Origin of the sequence: Sporolactobacillus sp. CQH2019 (assembly GCF_028765345.1) — a bacterium.
Taxonomy (GTDB): Bacteria; Bacillota; Bacilli; order Bacillales; family Sporolactobacillaceae; genus Sporolactobacillus.
In genome coordinates this window covers 48,121-67,332 of record NZ_JARAJZ010000011.1, presented here as the reverse complement: position 1 = coordinate 67,332, position 19,212 = coordinate 48,121, and the positions used below count along the sequence as shown (strand labels likewise).

Below are 19,212 nucleotides of genomic sequence, written 5' to 3'. Positions count from 1 at the left end.
TTAGTCTATATTATAGTACACGTAAAGTAAACTTTTGTGTTGCTAATAATCGAATAACGGCTATAATTTGGTTTATAAATGCACGTATTGGGGATAAACTGTTGAAAAAAATCTTAGTGATCGCTACGGGCGGGACGATTGTTTCAACCTGCCATGAAGGTGGGCTGGCACCTGGACTGACGATCGATCAGCTGGCTCGCTATTTTACTCACAGCCGGGAAGTATCCGTGGATTTCAAAGTTCTGATGAATAAGGACAGTACCAATATGCAGCCTGAAGACTGGCTGACGATGGCCCGAGTCATTCATGAGCACCAAAGTCAATATGATAGTTTCATAATCACGCACGGTACAGATACCATGGCTTTTACGGCTTCGGCTCTTTCCTATCTGCTTCTCGGCATTAAAAAGACGGTGGTTGTGACGGGATCGCAGGTACCGGTAAGTTTCAAGAGGACGGACGCGAAAAAAAACATACAGGATGCGCTGACATTTGCGCAAAAGGCCGGCCTCCCCGGCGTTTTCGTTGTTTTCGACGGAAAGGCTATTCAGGGCACGCGGGCTGTGAAGATACGAACGAAGAGCTACGATGCATTTGAAAGCATCAATTATCCTTATGTCGCTTTTATTGATGACCGAATGATCCGAATCAATTTTCGTCCCGAGACCGAGAAAGCCGTTTTAAAATCTCATATCGGCATTTGTCCCGATGTATTCTTGCTGAAAGTATTTCCGGGGCTTTCGCCCGTGTTTTTTGATTTTATAAAAGAGCATACCAGAGGGCTGATCATCGAGAGCTTCGGCAACGGCGGACTGCCTTTTGAAAAGAGAAGCTTGATTTCCGGTGTCAGAGAACTGGTCCGGAAGGGCATTCCCGTGATTATTACGACTCAGTGCCTTCAAGAAGGGCAGGATATTCAGCTGTACGAAGTAGGCAAACGGGTCGCCGATGCGGGAGGCATCACGGCCGGCGATATGAATACGGAGGCTATTGTCACAAAACTGATGTGGATTCTTTCCCAGACATCGGATGTAAAGGCCGTTAAAAAAATGATTCAGACACCGCTTGCTCACGATTTAGATTATATTTAATGATAGAACCCAGCCCGCCATTGCCTTCGGCTGTGCGCTTGAAATCCCGTATCCTCCGATCAATAAAGGTTTCAGCATTGCTTCCGCCCCGCTTTTCTCTGTTATCGGCCGGTTCCTCTCATTAGAAATCTCTCAACTGAAATTCGTCAGGTCAAACCTGCTTCACTCTCCGTCATTCACCAATCTCTTCAATTCACAGTCTCGTTCTCCGGAGGATCCTCTGCCGGAAAATCGCAAATGGCCGACTCCGGCATAAAATGCTGCTGCCGGTATTTTTTATTCCATTGCAATGAGCATTTTGATTAATAATGAATATCATTTAATGATTAATATAAACTTTTTAAAAAAAGTGTAGTTGAAGATGCAACCTTTTATAAAAATATCCTTTGTTAAAAGCCTCGGTGAATGTAATTATCATTATCAATTATAAAAAATAAATGATAAAAATGTATTTGAAACAGCCGCAATACATGGTAGTATGATAATACAAATTAATAATGATTATAAAAATAATAACCGCCGCTTCTTTTTTTGCTGATAAAGCGGTATATAGTGCAAGATCAATTATTAAATGATAATATTTATCAATTGAGTAGAGGGGATGATGCATGTGCTTGAGGAAACGGATTTGAAAATCGAAAGCGGCCGCTCTTCGTTCCCCGGGAGGGTGCGGCAGCTTTTGCTAAAACACGGTGAACTGATCGCGGCACTGACGGGCGGTTTTTTAACATTACTCGGTTACGTTCTCGGTCAGCTGACCGGCCTCAGTTATTGGTATATTTATCTGCTTGCCTACGTCATTGGCGGTTATTATCAAATCAAGGCGGGCATTTTGGACACGATGAAAAACAGACAGCTGAATGTCGAACTGCTTATGGGCATTGCGGCGGTCGGCGCGGCCGGCATTGACCATTGGCTGGAAGGCGCCGTCCTGATTTTTATTTTCGCGCTCAGCGGCGCTCTTGAAACGTACTCAATGGCCAAAAGTTCTTCCGCCATTTCGTCGCTGATGGATCTGCAGCCGGAAACGGCAAGGCTTGTTATTGATAATCAGGAGCGGCCGGTGTCGGTCGGTCAGCTGAATCCCGGAGATACGATCCGTATCAGACCGGGTGAGAGGATCCCGGCCGACGGAACGATTATTAAAGGGGAAACGACGGTTGACGAGTCGTCTATGACAGGTGAATCGATACCGGTGCTGAAAAAAGTAAAGGATGCTGTCCTGGCCGGAACGGTCAACATGGACGGCAATCTGCTTGTCCGTGTCGCAAAAAGAAACGAGGACTCTCTTTTCAGCAAAATCGTTGATCTGGTCCAGAGGGCGCAGAGTGAGAAGGCTCCGTCCCAGCTCTTCATTGAACGGTTTGAAACGACTTACGTTAAGGTTGTCATCGGCATAACCTTATTGATGCTTTTCCTGCCGCATTTTGTTTTCGGCTGGTCGTGGAGCGACACGATCTACCGCGCGATGGTCATGCTCGTTGTCGCCTCGCCCTGCGCGCTTGTCGCTTCGACGATGCCGGCCGTTCTGTCCGCAGTGGCCAACGGAGCGCGCAAAGGGATCCTGATTAAAGGCGGCGTGCATCTGGAACAGCTGGCTGCCGTCAAAGCCCTTGCTTTTGATAAAACCGGAACGCTGACAAAAGGCCGGCCGGAAGTCACGCATATGCTGAATGTCAGCGGGTCTGACGATGCCGCATTTACGGCCGCCGTCGCCGCTATAGAAAATAACGCTTCGCATCCGCTTGGGAAGGCGCTTGTCGCTTATACTCAGACAGCGGCCCGGACATTGCCGGAAGCCGAGCATGTCAAAGTGAAACCGGGGTTCGGGGTGACGGGAGAGGTCGCAGGCCGCACTTATGCGATCGGGAAAGCGGATATGCTCGATCCCGCGGCCGTGCAGGCCTTTATCGGTACACATAAGAGCGAACTGCCTGAGGGCCGTACCCTGGTCTACGTGGAATCGGAAGGCCGAGTCATCGGTGCCTTCGCTCTGAAAGATCAGGTCAGGGAATCGTCCGTCGAGGCCGTTAAAATCCTTCACCGTTTTGGCATTCAAACGATTATGCTGACGGGGGATAACGAAAAAACGGCCGAAGCGATTCAAAAGGAAACCGGTGTCAGTTCCTTTATCGCCAACTGTCTGCCGGAAAACAAGGTCAGTGAGATCAAAAAACTGAGCGAAAAATACGGCCCTGTCGGCATGGTCGGCGACGGCATCAATGATACGCCGGCTCTTGCCCAGGCGTCGGTTGGCATTGCCATGGGCGGCGGAAACGATGCGGCGCTGGAAACCGCCGACATCATCCTGATGAAAAACGATTTGCAGAGGATTGCCGACTCGGTCCGGCTGTCGAAAAGGATGAACCGGATCATTAAGACCAACATTGTCTTTGCTCTTTCGATGATCGGATTGCTGATGTGCGCCAATCTTCTGCAGTTTATTTCCATGCCTCTGGGCGTTGTCGGTCATGAGGGAAGCACGATCCTCGTTATTCTGAACGGACTTCGCATGCTCAGGGGCTAGATTCAAAATAATAGATGAAAGCACCGGTAACGGAACTGCCCGGAGTCCCGCTGCCGATGCTTCTTTTACTTTTTGTCTGCATTTTAAGTGCGTCAGCCGCTAAGCAGCCGTCTGGATATCTCAGCCGACATGATTCTGTATCCCGCTTTGTTCATGTGCAGGCCGTCGATGTAAAACGTTTGTTTAATCGCGGGATTAAACGGATCAAGGCCTGTCCAGGTCTGCATATCAATGCATTCAATGCCGTAATAAGACGCGACTTTTTTGATGGCCTCGGCGTAGTCGGTCTGATTGAGGCCGAAAATATTAGGCTGGTAGGTTGTGACCGGCGGCCGATTTTCAATCAGCGGCGTCATATAAATAATCTTGGATTTGGGGTCATTGCTCAGAAGATATTCGGTGAAATTCCTTAATCCCCCGTAAAACGTCGTCCGGTTTCTCACCTTAAAACTGCCGAGCGGAACGTCATGGCGGAAGTCGTTGATACTGACCAGAACAAGAATGACATCGGGATGCTTGCCGTCTTTGTTGATCCAGCTCTCCCGCTCCTGAAAAGAATCTTTACGGGTGCTTCTTACGGCTACGGCGGAACCGCTGACGCCGTAGTTGTAAACTCTGGATACGCCGATCTCCTCCGGGAGATACGTTGTCCATGAATATTTTGTCGTTCCTCGATCCGTGTCGGCTTCGGCTCCCCGGGTCATGCTGTCGCCAAAAGCTGCAAGAGAATCTCCTTTAAATGAATCGTCTTGCGCAAAATCATGATCATTGATAAACCCTGTTTGTCCGTCGACAGTTACTTTATCCCAGCTGACGCTGAAGCTTTGCCCGTAGATGATATCGTTTTGCGTTAATGCCTTGATCGTCGTTCGGTCACTGCCGGAAATATCGGCATACACATCGGAGTCCGGCTTCAGCGCCCGGTACTGATGGCTTTTCGGGGGAACGGCGAAATCAAAATCGTCTCTGGATACATAGCCTGTATATTCCTTCCCGTCGATGCGGATAAATGTTTTGTACCAGTTTTTATCCATTTTATGGACAATGAATGATTTGATCCCTTTGATTGTTTTGTATATAGAATCTTTTTCCCCAGAGGGGTACGGCGTTGTATAAATGTTTGTTGTTTTACCGATGCTGTAAACTTTTTGAGGAGCACCGGTCTTATCCTTCAGAACGTCGTGACTGCCGACATAGCCGTACCGGCCGTCGATTTTTTTCACCGTTCTGTCCCAGTCGGCATTCATCGGAGCCGCTTCAAGCGTCTGTCCGCCGTCTATTTTTTCGAGAACTCTGCCGCCGTTCTGCGTTTGCGGATTGCTGTACACGTTAACGGTTTTCCTGTCGGCAAAGATCTGCAGATCGTCTGCTCCGGCCCTGCTCTTTATAAATATATGGGCCACTGCAAGCACAAGTATCGCGGTTAGAATGACAAAAAGCGTTTTTTTGAAAAGCATGATGTTTTTCCCCTGTCTGATTCTCATTTAATCTGCTGAGTTCTCTGTTTTTCCGTCATCATACAATGTAAGCGGAATTAATTGTAGAAATATGTAAAAATTTTGCGATCATGCACAACCTGAACTTTCTGCGAACCGCGCTTCTTCCTTTGGGTATTTTAAAACCTCCGTCGGGGATGGGGCGAAAGCTTGCTTTGTGAAATCAAGGGGAGAAATTTTTATGTGAGTGAATCGCCCTTGTTTGACCTGACGGGTTAAATGCAGCGGCGTCCGTTTCCGGGTCACTGCGGTTCTTAGTGACAGCACCATGAAATATAAGTGTTGACAATCCATAGGTTCAGGAGTATTTTTGTGGTTAGATGAATAGCCCTCGTTAGGTGAGGCTCCTATACGAACAAAGGCCACTGCCCGGAAAGATCGAAAGATGCCAATGGGTAGAACAGGAATTGCCGGACTAAGGCTTTTCTTAAGGTGGCTAAGGATAACCTTTACGTTGTATAGTGCTAAAACTGGACCAGGGGGAACCGGTAATTGTGCCTTGACTTCATGCCCCCGGGGATCCGTCCTGTGGGGCTTTTTATATTTATTTGATAAGGGGGGAAACTGGAATGGACGGTGGCAGTAGTCGATTATGCGTTTTTTTAAACGGTATATCTCTCTTCACTTTTGAGGAAAGAATAATGAGTGCGGTGCTGAAAAATAAGCACGCTGCCGCTCCGGCAGGAAACGTTGTATTCCTTCAAGGAGACAAAGACTGTCCGTTTCCGGTTATTCCCACGGACTGTCGCGTCACCGATTTCACCTATTAGAAGCAGTCTTTTATGCGGCAAATGATGAACAAAGAAGGAAATTGGAACTCTCCCTGTCTGACAGCGGAGAGTTTTTGTTTTTAATTTACAGGAAAGGGAGGACACCGATGCGATGGAACCTTTTTGATAGTGCCGATAAAAAAATTCGATTCGGCTGGGCCGATCTGCTGGTCATTTTTCTGTTATTATCTCTTCTTTATTTATTAACAAAACTGGGGTCGGGTATGCATGCCCCTTTTTCTCCGAAGCAGCAGACGGCCTTAAATCTTGATCCTGTGTGGCTTCCTTATTATGCCGGCCGATCGCTGCTTCGCATGTTCATCGCTTTTGCGGCGTCCCTGATCTTTACTTTTATTTACGGACGCGTTGCGGCATATAACCGGACAGCGGAAAAAATTATGATACCGGCGATCGATATTCTGCAGTCCGTGCCCGTCCTCGGCTTTCTGTCGGCAACCGTACTGGCTTTCATGGCCCTTTTCCCCGGCAGCCTGCTCGGTGTGGAGTGCGCGTCGATTTTCGCCATCTTCACGGGCCAGGTGTGGAATATGACGTTCAGCTTCTACCACTCGCTGACGACGATCCCCCGCGACCTGAATGAGGCGGCCAAAATGAACCGGCTGAACAGCTGGCAGCGGTTCGGCAAGCTGGAAGTGCCGTTTTCCATGATCGGGCTGGTCTGGAACAGCATGATGTCTTTCGGCGGCGGCTGGTTCTTCCTGGCGGCCAGCGAGTCGATCAGCGTTTTGAATCAGAACATCCATCTGCCGGGAATCGGCTCCTACATGGCCCAGGCGACCGCGGAGGGAAATATCAAAGACATTGTTTACGCGATTATCACGATGATTGTGGTCGTCATTGCCGTGGATCAGTTATTCTGGCGCCCGATCATTGCCTGGAGCCAGAAATTTAAAAATGAGCAGACGGAAGCAAAGGAAGTTCCGTCTTCCTGGGTTTACGACATTCTCAAAAGGGCGCGATTTGTCCATTGGATCAATCAGAATATCCGGAGATTTTTTCACGATCTGCTCGTTTACGTTTCTTCAAAAGGATCCGGAATCAGTCTTCCCGAATCAATGCGGCGGATCAGAAGCCTTCTGAAGTGGCTGATTCTGATTCTGGTGGCGGTGTTTGCTCTGCGTTACATGTACGCGGGTGTTCTGGAAATCGCCAGGCTCAGCTGGGGGGAACTGATCCATGCCGTCATCCTCGGATTGCTGACGGCCCTGCGCGTGTTTGTTTCAACGCTTCTGGCAGTTATCTGGACACTGCCCGTCGGCGTTTATATTGGAACGAATCCGCGGATCGCCCGCTTTGTACAGCCGATGGTTCAGGTGCTGGCCTCTTTTCCGGCTAACATGGTGTTCCCGATTGTCATCATACTCTACCTGAAGCTTGGAATTTCGATGGAAATCGGCGCTGTTCCGCTTATGATGCTGGGCACACAGTGGTATGTTCTATTCAATGTGATCGCCGGTGCCGCGGCCATTCCGTCCGATCTCAGGGAAGCAGCCGTCATTTTGAAGCTGACACGCTGGCAGACGTGGAAAACGCTGATCCTCCCTGCGGTCTTCCCCTTTCTCTTAACCGGCTGTATTACGGCAAGCGGAGGTGCCTGGAATGCCAGCATCGTCTCCGAAATTGTATCGTGGAAAACAAATAATCTGCAGGCATCCGGGCTGGGTTCCTATATCGCCCAGGCAACAAAACTGGGCAACTGGCCGGAAATCATCTGGGGCATCCTTGTTATGTGCCTGCTTGTCGTGATCATCAATCGTTTATTATGGCGCAGGCTGTTTGCACTGGCGGAGAAAAAATATCATCTGGATTAGGGGCGTGATTGGGCATGGAAAAAGAACTGATTGAATTACAGCACGTCAGCAAACGGTACGATCTGCCGAATCAGGGCAACGTCAGGATTCTGGAAGATATCAGCATCAGCATTAAAGAAGGCGAACTGATTTCGATTCTCGGTCCGTCGGGCTCCGGGAAATCGACCTTGCTGCGGATCATCGCCGGATTGGTTTCTCCATCGGAGGGTTCGGTTCTCTATAACGGCAAAAAGATCGTCGGCACGAATCCGGGTGTCGGTATGGTCTTTCAGTCATTCGCCCTGTTTCCCTGGTTGACGGTCCTCGAAAATGTGAAACTCGGACTTGATAATCGTCCGCTCCGGGAGGATGAAAAAATGCGCCGGGCGCTTTCCGCTATTGATATGATCGGGCTTGACGGGTTTGAAGGAGCCTATCCGAAAGAGCTGTCCGGCGGCATGCGTCAGCGTGTCGGCATCGGGCGCGCTTTAGTCATGGAACCGGACATTCTGCTGATGGATGAGCCGTTTTCGGCACTCGACGTCCTGACTGCGGAAAACTTAAAGCGCGACTTGCTTGAACTGTGGATCGAGAAGAAAATCCCGACTAAAAGCATCATCATGGTGACTCACAGCATCGAGGAAGCCGTTTATATGTCCGATCGGGCGATCATTCTCTCGCGTGATCCTGCCCGCGTCATTTCCGATATTTCTATTCCTCTGCCGCACTGGCGCGACAAAACGGAATACCGGTTTACAGAATTCGTCGACCAGATCTATTCGATTATGACGAAACGCGAAGTGAAACCGGTGAGCGTTCCCGGAGAAAACAGAAAGAAAATAGAAAAATTTCCGGAAGTCCCCGCGGGTGCGCTGACCGGTTTTATTGAATTGATTGACGATCTCGGAAACAAAGTCGATCTTTACAAGCTGGCCGACCAGTTTAATCTCTACCTGGAAGATTTTCTGCCTATTGTTGAAACAGCCCAGATTTTCGGATTTGCGACCATTCGTCAGGGGGATATCGACCTAACGGACATCGGCCATCAATTTGCCGATGCCAGCGTCCTTGAAAGAAAAGAGATATTTAAGGCACAGGTACGGAAATATGTGCCGATTATAGAAAATATTGTCCGCATTCTGCGCTCCAAATCCAATAATAAAATGGAACGTGAATTCTTTGTTGAAATTTTTGAGAAGCATTTCGGAACGATCGAAGCCGATCATCAGCTGGATATTTTAATTGATTGGGGACGCTATGCGGAGTTGTTTGCCTACGATGAGGAAGCCAAAGTACTGTATCTGGAGAAAGAGTCCGCTCCCGTATAAGATCTGTGCATTTCTCGGAAATCGGATGCGGAAGCGGGGGCTTTGCCATGCTGTGTAATGGCGGTGCCCGGGGCAAGACGGCGGAGATCCGGACATGAACGGCTTCGTATTTTTACAGGTATTTTAACAAAAGATAAGCAGAACATTCGATCCAAAAAAGCCGTCTTATTTCATGAAAAATGATGCTATACTTTAGCTGTAAGGATTTTTTGGCCACCTAAAACAGAAGGGATGTTTCGCATCTTATGGCTACCATTATCATTATCGCCGTCATCGCCGTCATTGTGATTTATTTCATTGTGTCGTATAACGGCCTGATCAAGTATCGCAACTGGGTCCAGGAGTCTTTCAGCCAGATCGATGTTCAGCTGAAACGGCGCCATGATCTGATTCCCAATCTGGTCGAAACAGTCAAGGGCTATGCCAAACATGAAAGGGAGACGCTTTCCCGGGTGGTCGAAGCGCGGAATCGGCTGGTCAGCGGGACGCCGCAGCAGCGGATTGCGGCAGACAATCAGATTGAAGAGGCTCTGAAATCGATTTTCGCCTTGGCAGAGTCCTATCCCGACCTGAAAGCCAACCAGAATTTTCTGCAACTTCAGGAAGAATTGGCGACGACCGAAAATAAGGTTGCCTATTCACGCCAGCTTTACAATAAAACGGTTAAGGACTACAACATTAAGCGGGAATCTTTTCCCACCAATATTCTGGCCGGCCTGTTCGGATTTAAGAAAGAAGAGCTGTTAACCATTCCGGAGGCTGACCGTGATGTTCCGAAGGTCACTTTTTAAAGGAGGCCGGCCATGCTTTATCAGCAGATCCAGCAAAACAAGCGGAAGACTTTGGCGCTCCTCGTGTTTTTCTGTCTGCTCGTCCTGGCGATCGGATGGGCGGTCGGTTATTTTGCCGGCAGTGATTCCATTGCCGGTCTGGTCATCGCAGCGGTTGTCCTGGCTTTTTATATTCCCGTGACGTTTGCCAGTGCGAAAGCGCAGGTGCTCGGCATGTCGGGTGCCCGGGAAATCAAAGAAGCAGACAATCCGATGCTGTTTCACATTGTTGACGAATTATCGATCGTCGCCCATGTTCCGATGCCGAAAATTTATGTCGTGGATGACCCGTCCCCCAATGCGTTTGCCACCGGCATGAAACCGGAGTCAAGCGTCATTGCGTTTACCACAGGATTATTGGAACAGCTTAACCGTGAGGAAATAGCCGGTGTTGCCGCCCATGAATTTTCGCATATTCGCAACTACGACATTCGTTTAATGACGCTTTGTATCGCACTGGTCGGCGTGATTGTGATTATTGCCGACTTCGGCCAGCGCATATTTTTCTGGGGAGGCGGCCGCGCTAATAAGCGCGACAACAGCAAGTCCAACCCAATCATGATGGTTGTCGCCCTGGTCCTGATTATTCTTGCTCCTCTTGCCGCCCGGTTTGTCCAGCTGGCCGTTTCCCGCAATCGGGAGTATCTCGCCGATGCGTCGGCGGTCGAGATTACGCGCGATCCGCAGGGGCTGATCAATGCCTTGACCAAGATCGGCAGCGATACAAAGGGCCTGAAAGATGTAAAGGAAGCGACGGCGTCTATGTACATTGCCAGCCCTTTTGGCCGGAAACGCAAAAAAATGAATTGGTTTGCGACCCATCCTCCGATCGAGAACCGGATCGAGCGGCTGAGGCAGATGTGACTCCGGCGGCAGGCATCTATCCGCCGCCATGTAAAAAAAGAGTCCGTTGCGATGGCGCCAGTGCAATAGGTCAGAAAATATGGCTTCGCCCGGCTTTCAGCGCAGGCGAAGCCTTTCTTGCGGGGGCGGAACCGGTTTTATGGCGGGCCGGCCGGCTTCCTTACAGCATAAAATAAAACGGACGGCCCCCCATCCAAAGCGGGGCACGTCCGATATCAGGATTGCACAGATTAAATCCATTTTGTAATCTCGTCAACGCCGAGACGCACGGTATCAAATCCTTCTTCCGCCGGTTTCCCGATCGCAATCAGAACAAGCGGCAGGTAACGGGAGCGGTCATAATCGAACACCTCACTGAAACGTTTCTTGTCGAAACCGCCGAGCGGGCAGGTCTCATAACCGTGGGCCCGGGCCACTAACATGAGCTGCATTGCTGCCAGCGCACTGTTAAAAGAAACGTCGGTCAGCTGCTCGTCGTGCGGCATGCCGTCGTAAAGATCGGAAATAAGCCGGACTTCTTTGTCGCGTTCTTCTTTGGACATCGTTCCGCCGGTTACCGCCTTGTCGTAAATCTGATCTTTGTAATCCGATGCGGCAAAATCTCCCAGAACAGCGATCATTGCCGAACAGGAGTCCAGCAGCAGCGGATTATTATAAAAAAGCGGTTTGAGTTTTTCTTTTCCTTCATGGCTTTGGATGACCAGAAAGCGCCAGGGCTGCAGATTCAAGGCTGACGGAGCCCGGCAGGCTTCTTCAAGCATCCGGGTCATCTCGTCCCGGCTGATTTTTTGGGCCTCATCGTACTTTCTGATCGATTTTCTTCCGGTGATGAGACGAATGGCTTCTTCATTCATTTCTGTCATCTCTTTTCCTGAACGTAGTAGAGAGGGTATTTTAAAGAAGCTGCTTACTTTTGCTTCTTGCCGCCCTTATTATTATATAATGATTTTTCGGATGGAGATAAGTAGAAAATGTTAACGCTTTTTATTATTTCAGCTTCTTTTTCAGTTATCAGGAGTTCTTCCGCTGCTGAAAGAATGAACGAGCGTTTTTTAAATCCGGCCGCTGAAGCATTCGGCCACGTTTGGAAAAGCGATCAGCCCTTCTCGGCTGAATTTCTGAAACAGCCGATTCAGTGCTTCAATATAGAGCCGATAATTCCGATCGGCCGGTTTCGGTGCATATGAAGCCGAGAGGTACCTGCCGATGAAGGTTTTCAAATTGTATTTAAGCGGGTGATCATATGTTTTGACGACATATCCGTTCCGGAAAAAGGAGTCCAATCGTAAAGATTCATCGCCGGTTCCCCCTGAGAATCCATCAAATTCAGGACAAAACCGGCGGCAGACAGTTTCACTTTCCCGAGTCAGCGGATCCTCCGCGACCCGGCTGTTCCAGATCAGCGCAACTCTTTTTCCGTTTTTTAGAACGCGCCGGCATTCTTTCCCGAATTTATCGGGGTCGAACCAGTGAAAAGCCTGAGCGACGGTAATTAGATCGATGGTTCCGCTTTTTAGCCCCGTTTGTTCGGCAGTACCCGTGACGGATGTGAACCGGGGATTGCGTCTCAGCCTTGTTTCCGCGACATGGCGCATGTCTGCGTTCGGTTCGACCGCCGTAACGTTCAGCCCGTTATCCAGCAGCTGCCCGGTCAGGATTCCCGTTCCCGAACCGATGTCGGCGACTGCCGAGGAGCCGTCAAGGTCATTTTCATGGATCAGATCACGGATCAGCGCTTCGGGATAATCGGGCCTGAATCTGGCGTAGATATCCGCCTTTCCGGTAAACTTTTCTAAGTTTGACACATGCAGCACTCCCATCATTTTTTCAGGCAAGAGGATCTTCAGCGCTTCGGGACAAGAGCTTTTCCCTGAGAGCCGATATTTCAACGGGATTCAGATCGATCGTCTGCAGATAGTTCGTAACATTTCCGTAGGTTTCAAAAAAATGATCCAGCGTTTTCTCCATATATTCCATATCTGAGCGGCCGTAATAGGAAGGGCGTTCCGGATGTTCTTTCAAACCTTTCCTTATTTTCAAACGAAGATAGGTATATGAAACCTGGTAATCGCTCAGAATATCGCTGACACTGACTCCGGCCGTCAGCAAAAGCAGCGCGGAAACCACCCCTGTCCGGTCTTTGCCGGCCGCACAGTGGATCAGAACTCCGCCCCTCTGTCCTGCGATGATCCGCATAATCCGCTGCATGACCGGAATATCCGTCATGATTTCGGCGTACAGCGGAGGAACACCTTCCTTTGATCCCGGATCGCGGTTGCCGATCGCAAACGGGCAATGGTAATAGTCAAAATCAGGCGCCTGTTCAAAGGCGCTCACATCGCTGACGATTTCTCGGTCCGAACGAAAATCAATGGCGGCGGTCACACCCAGCTGCTTCAAAAGTATCCGATCATCTGAAGTCAGAGCAAGCGGTGCATCGCTGCGGATAATCCGGCCGAACTGCGTCGCCCTGCCATCCGCGGCAGGGTAGCCGCCCAGATCCCGAGTGTTCAGTGTTGAGGATAATAGAATACGTCTTATCGGCATCGCGGCACCTCTTTTTTATAATATTTCCGATAAAAAGGAACATTCATCCACATTATAAATCATTTAAGAGCCGCATTTTGTAAAGGTTTTTGAACGAGGGGATAGCTGTACCGCCAAACGGTGCGTTCTTCAAAGAAGGGGAGGAACAAGATTTAAAGCCGCCCCATAAGCAACATAGCCGGTCAGTGCAGGGCACAAAGCTTGACCTATGATTAACAAAGCCGCAATAAAAGAAATAAAAAATTATGCTATGATGAAAAAGGACTTGGTCGAAGGTCGAGATCCGGAAACGAGCGACGCAGTAAAAAATTATGCTATGATGAATAGGAACCGCTGGTTTAATCTAATCCGATCGATGTCCGTATGTGAGGGGGATGCCAATGGAAAGCACGGTATTGTCGGAACAGCTGCTGCCTTTGAAGGGAGCCTATAATTTTCGCGATATGGGCGGACTGAAAACAAGAGACGGGAGAAAAGTAAAGAAGGGGCTGATTTTCCGGTCGGCCGACTTGACGGATCTTACGGAAGAAGATATTCAGTATTTGAAAGCATTTGATTTCCGGCTGATCTATGATTACCGGGATAAAATGGAAGCCGAGCAGAGGCCGGATCCGCAGATCGGCTGGGAGCGCCACGAACGTGTGGCAGTAAACGGCGAAGATAAGACAACCGCTCATTCCGAATGGGCGCCGGAGATTTTCTATAAAACATTTTCACGTGAGAAATTTACTCAGGTTTATAAACAAATGCCGATTCGAAACGCGTCCTATCGGAGATTGATGAGCCTGGTAGCACGGCCGGAGAAAAATCTTCCGTTTGTCCATCATTGTGCGGGCGGGCGCGACCGGACGGGTGTCGGAGCCATGCTTATTTTAACAACGCTGGGTGTGCCTTTTGAAACGATCATGGACGATTATATGCTTTCGAATCTGACGCTTGTCGATTATCACAGGGAACTTTTTGAAGAAGCTTCGCACTATCTTACCGACAGGGCGCTCAAGCAGTTTGAAGAGGACTTTTCGCTTCATGAAGAATTCCTTGAGGCTTCAATGGATTCGATTACTGACACGTATGAAACGTTTGACCGCTATCTGATGATCGAATTCGGCATTACGTCCGACGTGCGCAAGAAAATAAAGGATTTCTGTCTTGAATAATCTTTATTTGCTGAAAGGCTCTTTCCGAAAAACGGAAGAGCCTTTTTTCAACGATAAGGGCCTGGAAAATATGGGGAAATCCCGGGGAAATTGAACCCCGAACGATTTGAAGATCGTATCGCGGTTAACCATTAACATACGCTGCGTATGCCGATGTTCCCGCCTCAGCGGCTGCCTGCCTGCTTCCCTGATTGACGGCAGATTTAAATCTCATTCCTTTTCTTCTCCAAAAGCAATCGACGATAGATGATCGAAACTTCGGTCATGAAACGGTTCCCAGTCTGAAAGCGACGGGTCTCCGGCAAGATCGGCATGGAACCAGATTAGATCCTGCGCCGATCCGGGTGTAAAAAGACACTGCAGGCCGGTCCGGTTATCCCGCAAAATTGCCCGGGCTTCTCTGCCTGGTTTCCGGTTCCATCTGAGCAGTGTATAATTTTTCAGACGAATCGGCTTTTCCGCAGGGAGAAGCGGTTTGATGACTCTGTTATACTGGTTGAACAGTTCATCGAGCATGATCGGACGTTCGGAAACGACTTGCGGGCACGGGGGATAATAATCGCCGTTCTTGTTCATTTTTCCGAACTTCGGGACTCCGGATGCTTCGATCTGCTGCCGCCATAAATCTTTAATCTCGCGAAGATGGCGCCAGCTTCTTCGGTGATTGATGCCCCATCCGAGCAGAATCCACGGATGGGCCTGCAATTCGCGGGGAGTGACCAGGGATTCGGTCACGATAATCTTTCGGCTGTCGGCCAGCCGTTCGAATGCATTGACGGCTCTTTCCGCATTCGTTTCCTGTAAATTAAATAAATGATAGATCCGAAATCGGCCTTCAATCACCGGACGGTCATTGTGGATCTTTTCGATCAGCCGGATTAGCTGTTCCATGACGGCATCTGTCCGGATGCGGCCCATTGCGGCCCCCGATGCTTTCAGACGGGCATTCAAATCCGGATCCTGTTCGTCCGGATTTGCCGAACCGGGATTCAGCAAAAGCACCGCTCCGAGGGATTTTTTCGATTTTCCCCATTGCAGGTATGCCGACGTTCTGAACGTTGCTTCATAGCGCAGGACAAACGATCCGAAAGCTTTGGCCTGGTTCATTCGATCACCCCTTCTTTATGACGTGAAAGAGACAATGCTCCGCCGCTATCCGAAACATTTCTGTTGCCCCATATGATCATATTCTACCACTTGTCCTCTGATTGTTTCGGCTTTTTTGAGCGGCGGTTGTCATCCGACTCCTTCCTGGTCGATTAATCCGGGCTGCTTTTAGCCAAATGGACGGAAAATCTGCTGAAATGCGGGAACCGATTCTGACTATTGCCACTTACTGATTCCGGATGGTCTACTGTCAATATTTTTCAGTTTACTGATACTGTTGATTCTTTGCATATTAGTGAAGCAGCGATTCCTGTTGATATTTCGGACTTTGCCATAATAGCCGATCAGTTTTATCAATTCTCTGCATTTTAAGGCCGGTTCTCTGTCCGGTATACTTTCCGGCCCATACGAATGAACAGGCAGTTCCGGCAAAAAATCTGCCTCCGGGCCGTTTTTCCGGCGGAGGCGCGCAACATAAAACGGAACCGCAGGATGCGGTTCCGACAAGAGGTGGAAAGAGGGAGAAACGATCCCTCCCGCCGTTCATCTGAGCTGCTCTTTAAGACAGCCCCGTTTTATTTCTTTAATGGCAGGTTCATTGAAAAACATGGATGCATTGGCCGAACAGGTTCTCGTTCTCCTTGATTGCCGTCTCGCTGCCGAAAACGCAGATATGGTTTTCAGCGGCGACGGCATTCAGAAGCGGAGCGAACTGCCGGATATCTTCTTTAGTCGTTGCCAGCACATCGTTACGGACGCGCTGGATATCTGCCTGAGTGACCCGCCGGAAATATTCGGCGTCGGACTGATCGGCTTTGTCCCTCGGAGTCAGCGGCGCGTCGAGACTGGAAATGGTGCCGATAATATACTTAGTCATCTCGCGCTCGTCCGCCTCAAAGGATTTCACATAGGCACCGGCCTGGTCATAAATTTTCAGGGTATCATCAAGATTCGGATCACGATAGGACCAGTAGATGACGTTTCCGGATGACTCAATCATGATGCCACAGCCGTAGGCGCCGCCCATTACCCGGACATGGTTCCACAGATAATCGAGCGTCAGAATCCGTTTCAGAACATGCATTTTTCCGCTGAAGCCGAAGCCGAGCGTTTTGAAATTCGCGCCCTTGGTGACATACTGGACTTTGCTTGATGTCATCAGCCCTTCATTTTGTACGGCAGGACCGCCGCCCTGCCCGGATTCGGCTGCCTGCTTCTCAACTGTGCCGGACTTCGGGATATTCAGGCGGCTGCAATGCTCGCGGACGGCCTGAAGGATCGGCTGATCCCCGGTTATGCTGACAATCAGCCGGTCTTTGGTGAACAGCTGAGCGGTCAGCCCGGCCAGTGTCGCGCGGATTTCGTCCATGTACCGGTCCGGGTTTTTATTCAGTTCGCAAATGAACTGATAAAAGCGGAGTCCTTTAAGCTGTTCCCTGTAGCGGGCGGCTTTTGAGAAATACGAAGCCAGCCTTCTCGCGGCGACGGCCTGACCGCCCTGGTTGAAAGCCATCTCCAGCCTCGACTTGATCTCCCGGATGATTTCTTTCAGCCGGGAAGAATTTTCGAAACGGCTGCGGAACAGGATCTCATGAAGCAGATCGAATGCTTCGGGCAGTTTGTCCGCCAATATCTTCGTTCTGACCGCGAATCTGGGCTTGTAAATCTGATCGCTGTCTTTATCGGCAAAAGTCTGATTGTCGAATCCGATTCCGCCGGTGCGGATATTGATCTCGCTGACAAGGTCGCTGTACGGATACTTTTGCGTATCGACTTTGCCCAGAACTTCCTGAAGCAGCGAGAGATAGGGAATATGCGCCTCAGAGACGGCCGATGTATCGAAATAGAGGCTGACATAAGCGATCTTATTTGTCGCGAGGTCATGGAACAGCGTCTTGGCTCCGTCGATTTCCGTCTCCGATCGCGGAATCTCTTCCGCTTTTTTGTCAATATCGTTCAGTGACAGCAGAGGGATTTTCCGCAGGTCTTCCGGACGGTCTTTGCCGGACTGGCGTTCCTTCAATTTTTTGGTCGACGCGGCGAGCTGAGCGACCGCGTCTTCACTCAGGCTCTTCTTATAATCAGCCAGTTTTTTCGTTGTCCGGCCGGCTTCTTCTTCAGCAAGGGTCCGGGACGGCCTGATCGTTACAAACGACCGGTGGCGGCTGTTCAGCAGATAGTGATCAATCAAGGTTTCGAAATAGTCGCCGGTGAGCGCCTGTTTGACTTTTGCCAGAGTGTTCTCGAACTTCAGGTGAATCAGCGGATCGCCGCCGTACAGCCAGCTGTCCATGACCGCCATGCTGTAGACAAGCCCCTTCGGCATAGAGCCGTAATCGGCTTCGCGAAGCTGGAATTCCTTGACGTTGATCGCTGCTTCGATCTGTTTTTTATCAAGGCCGCTGCCGATGAGACGGCGCAGCGTGTCGAAGACGACCTTTCTAAACGCTTCCTTTTTCTCCATGTTTGAATTCTTCACGTTGATAGAGAAGTGCGGCTGCAGCGTGCTGTTGTCATAGGAACCGAATACATCCTGGCCGATGCCGGCATCCAGAATCGCTTTTTTAAGCGGGGCGGCCGGGCTGTCCAGGAGCAGGTAGTCCAAAATTTCGAAAGCGAGGCTGGTTTCCGCGTCCGTCGCTTCTGAAATGACAAAGTTGATGCTCATGTATGTTTTATCTTTGCCATCTTCCCCGGGCAGAATCGGATAATCTTTAACAATTTCCACCGAGCTGCCGATTGGCGGCTGAGCTGCAATAGAGGAGTCTGCGTCGATCTTGTTAAAGGCACTTAAGTAGTTCCGATCCAGATACGCTAATTTTTCGCCGATGTCCATGGCGCCGTACAGATAGATATAACTGTTGGCAGGACTGTAGTATTTTTGGTGGGTGTGAATAAACTGATCGTAAGTCAGGTCGGGAATGTTCAGCGGGTCGCCGCCCGATTCAAAGCCGTAGGCCGTATCAGGGAAGAGCGAGTTCTGGTTGATTCGTTCAAGCAGCCCCTCCGGCGAGGAAAAAACGCCCTTCATTTCATTGTAGACGACCCCTTTGTAATTGATTGCTTCTTTCGCGTCGGTCAGCTCATAATGCCAGCCTTCCTGTTCCAGTATCTCTTTGTACTTATAAATATTGGGATGAAAGACTGCGTCCATGTAGACGTCGATGAGGTTCAGAAAATCCTTGTCATTCTTGCTGGCGACCGGATACATGGTTTTATCGCTGAATGTGAATGCGTTCAAAAATGTATTGAGCGATCCCTTCAGCAGTTCAACAAACGGTTCTTTGACCGGATATTTGTCGGAACCGCAGAGCACGGAGTGTTCAAGAATGTGGAAAACCCCTGTATTGTCTTTCGGCGGTGTCCGGAAACTGATTGTGAACACTTTGTTGTCGTCGTCATTCTGCAGATATAAAAGTTTCGCACCGCTTTTCACATGTTCGAATACATACGCCCTTGATCTGATTTCATCGACGTCATCGGTATGTACAAGCTTAAAACCGTGGGTGATTTCGCCCTGTTTCAATGCACTCATCGCTTCGACCTCCTGGAAAATCGTGGCTGGAAAACGTATGCCGACCGGCTTCTTCCGGTTTATCTGCGGAAAACGCCGGCCGCATTTGATATTATTATACATTATTTTTTAGTAAAACATGCTTCCGGCTCTCTGCCCTGCAGCTGAGC

At 49.5% G+C, this 19,212-nt stretch carries 13 protein-coding genes and 1 riboswitch; of the genes, 7 read left to right on the top strand and 6 right to left on the bottom strand.

Annotation, left to right across the window (positions count from 1 at the left end):
- Nucleotides 1-101: 101 nt before the first annotated feature.
- Complete coding sequence (locus tag OYT88_RS15310; RefSeq protein ID WP_274401216.1) at nt 102-1,091, top strand: asparaginase; 990 nt, start codon at nt 102-104, stop codon at nt 1,089-1,091.
- 604 nt (nt 1,092-1,695) lie between these two features.
- The gene (locus OYT88_RS15305; RefSeq protein WP_443217520.1) at nt 1,696-3,618 is read left to right on the top strand and encodes a heavy metal translocating P-type ATPase; all 1,923 of its coding nucleotides are present in this window, start codon (nt 1,696-1,698) and stop codon (nt 3,616-3,618) included.
- 92 nt (nt 3,619-3,710) lie between these two features.
- Here OYT88_RS15305 and OYT88_RS15300 read toward each other — a convergent pair whose 3' ends face one another.
- Nucleotides 3,711-5,075: an SGNH/GDSL hydrolase family protein gene (locus OYT88_RS15300; protein ID WP_274401214.1), complete on the bottom strand. Its 1,365-nt coding sequence runs from the start codon at nt 5,073-5,075 to the stop codon at nt 3,711-3,713.
- A 362-nt stretch (nt 5,076-5,437) separates the two neighbouring features.
- A riboswitch (M-box (ykoK) riboswitch) is annotated at nt 5,438-5,604 on the top strand.
- Between the two features lie 387 nt (nt 5,605-5,991).
- Here OYT88_RS15300 and OYT88_RS15295 point away from each other — a divergent pair.
- From OYT88_RS15295 to htpX, 4 genes are all read left to right on the top strand, one after another.
- Nucleotides 5,992-7,716 (top strand): ABC transporter permease, encoded by a 1,725-nt coding sequence (locus OYT88_RS15295; RefSeq protein ID WP_274401213.1) that lies wholly within the window; start codon nt 5,992-5,994, stop codon nt 7,714-7,716.
- A 14-nt stretch (nt 7,717-7,730) separates the two neighbouring features.
- Nucleotides 7,731-9,023, top strand: coding sequence for an ABC transporter ATP-binding protein (locus OYT88_RS15290; RefSeq protein WP_274401212.1), 1,293 nt, complete (start codon nt 7,731-7,733; stop codon nt 9,021-9,023).
- 245 nt (nt 9,024-9,268) lie between these two features.
- Complete coding sequence (locus OYT88_RS15285; protein WP_274401211.1) at nt 9,269-9,814, top strand: LemA family protein; 546 nt, start codon at nt 9,269-9,271, stop codon at nt 9,812-9,814.
- Between the two features lie 12 nt (nt 9,815-9,826).
- The gene (htpX, locus tag OYT88_RS15280) at nt 9,827-10,717 is read left to right on the top strand and encodes a zinc metalloprotease HtpX (protein ID WP_274401210.1); all 891 of its coding nucleotides are present in this window, start codon (nt 9,827-9,829) and stop codon (nt 10,715-10,717) included.
- A 230-nt stretch (nt 10,718-10,947) separates the two neighbouring features.
- On the opposite strand, the gene OYT88_RS15275 is transcribed toward htpX, so the two are convergent.
- From OYT88_RS15275 to OYT88_RS15265, 3 genes are all read right to left on the bottom strand, one after another.
- Nucleotides 10,948-11,571 carry a nitroreductase family protein gene (locus OYT88_RS15275; RefSeq protein WP_274401209.1) on the bottom strand — a complete coding sequence of 208 codons (624 nt, stop codon included), beginning with the start codon at nt 11,569-11,571 and terminating at the stop codon, nt 10,948-10,950.
- A gap of 198 nt (nt 11,572-11,769) precedes the next feature.
- Entirely contained in the window at nt 11,770-12,522 is a 753-nt protein-coding gene (locus OYT88_RS15270) for a class I SAM-dependent methyltransferase (RefSeq protein ID WP_274401208.1), read from the bottom strand.
- 22 nt (nt 12,523-12,544) lie between these two features.
- Nucleotides 12,545-13,264 carry a tyrosine-protein phosphatase gene (locus tag OYT88_RS15265; RefSeq protein WP_274401207.1) on the bottom strand — a complete coding sequence of 240 codons (720 nt, stop codon included), beginning with the start codon at nt 13,262-13,264 and terminating at the stop codon, nt 12,545-12,547.
- Nucleotides 13,265-13,644: 380 nt separating this feature from the next.
- Between OYT88_RS15265 and OYT88_RS15260 the strand changes: the two genes are divergently transcribed.
- Nucleotides 13,645-14,421 carry a tyrosine-protein phosphatase gene (locus tag OYT88_RS15260; RefSeq protein WP_274401206.1) on the top strand — a complete coding sequence of 259 codons (777 nt, stop codon included), beginning with the start codon at nt 13,645-13,647 and terminating at the stop codon, nt 14,419-14,421.
- A 210-nt stretch (nt 14,422-14,631) separates the two neighbouring features.
- Here the strand turns inward: OYT88_RS15260 and OYT88_RS15255 are convergent, their stop codons facing one another.
- Both OYT88_RS15255 and OYT88_RS15250 read right to left on the bottom strand, forming a co-directional pair.
- A complete protein-coding gene (locus tag OYT88_RS15255; RefSeq protein WP_274401205.1) occupies nt 14,632-15,528 on the bottom strand; it encodes a hypothetical protein in 897 nt (298 codons plus the stop codon).
- Between the two features lie 595 nt (nt 15,529-16,123).
- Complete coding sequence (locus tag OYT88_RS15250) at nt 16,124-19,063, bottom strand: insulinase family protein (protein ID WP_274401204.1); 2,940 nt, start codon at nt 19,061-19,063, stop codon at nt 16,124-16,126.
- Nucleotides 19,064-19,212: the final 149 nt, after the last annotated feature.

Excerpts from the sequence above, each read along its gene's own strand:
- OYT88_RS15305 (WP_443217520.1), top strand. The coding sequence starts at position 1,696 with ATGCATGTGCTTGAGGAAACGGATTTGAAAATCGAAAGCGGCCGCTCT.
- OYT88_RS15300 (WP_274401214.1), bottom strand. The coding sequence starts at position 5,075 with ATGCTTTTCAAAAAAACGCTTTTTGTCATTCTAACCGCGATACTTGTG.
- OYT88_RS15295 (WP_274401213.1), top strand. The coding sequence starts at position 5,992 with ATGCGATGGAACCTTTTTGATAGTGCCGATAAAAAAATTCGATTCGGC.
- OYT88_RS15290 (WP_274401212.1), top strand. The coding sequence starts at position 7,731 with ATGGAAAAAGAACTGATTGAATTACAGCACGTCAGCAAACGGTACGAT.
- OYT88_RS15285 (WP_274401211.1), top strand. The coding sequence starts at position 9,269 with ATGGCTACCATTATCATTATCGCCGTCATCGCCGTCATTGTGATTTAT.
- htpX (WP_274401210.1), top strand. The coding sequence starts at position 9,827 with ATGCTTTATCAGCAGATCCAGCAAAACAAGCGGAAGACTTTGGCGCTC.
- OYT88_RS15275 (WP_274401209.1), bottom strand. The coding sequence starts at position 11,571 with ATGAATGAAGAAGCCATTCGTCTCATCACCGGAAGAAAATCGATCAGA.
- OYT88_RS15265 (WP_274401207.1), bottom strand. The coding sequence starts at position 13,264 with ATGCCGATAAGACGTATTCTATTATCCTCAACACTGAACACTCGGGAT.
- OYT88_RS15260 (WP_274401206.1), top strand. The coding sequence starts at position 13,645 with ATGGAAAGCACGGTATTGTCGGAACAGCTGCTGCCTTTGAAGGGAGCC.
- OYT88_RS15255 (WP_274401205.1), bottom strand. The coding sequence starts at position 15,528 with ATGAACCAGGCCAAAGCTTTCGGATCGTTTGTCCTGCGCTATGAAGCA.
- OYT88_RS15250 (WP_274401204.1), bottom strand. The coding sequence starts at position 19,063 with ATGAGTGCATTGAAACAGGGCGAAATCACCCACGGTTTTAAGCTTGTA.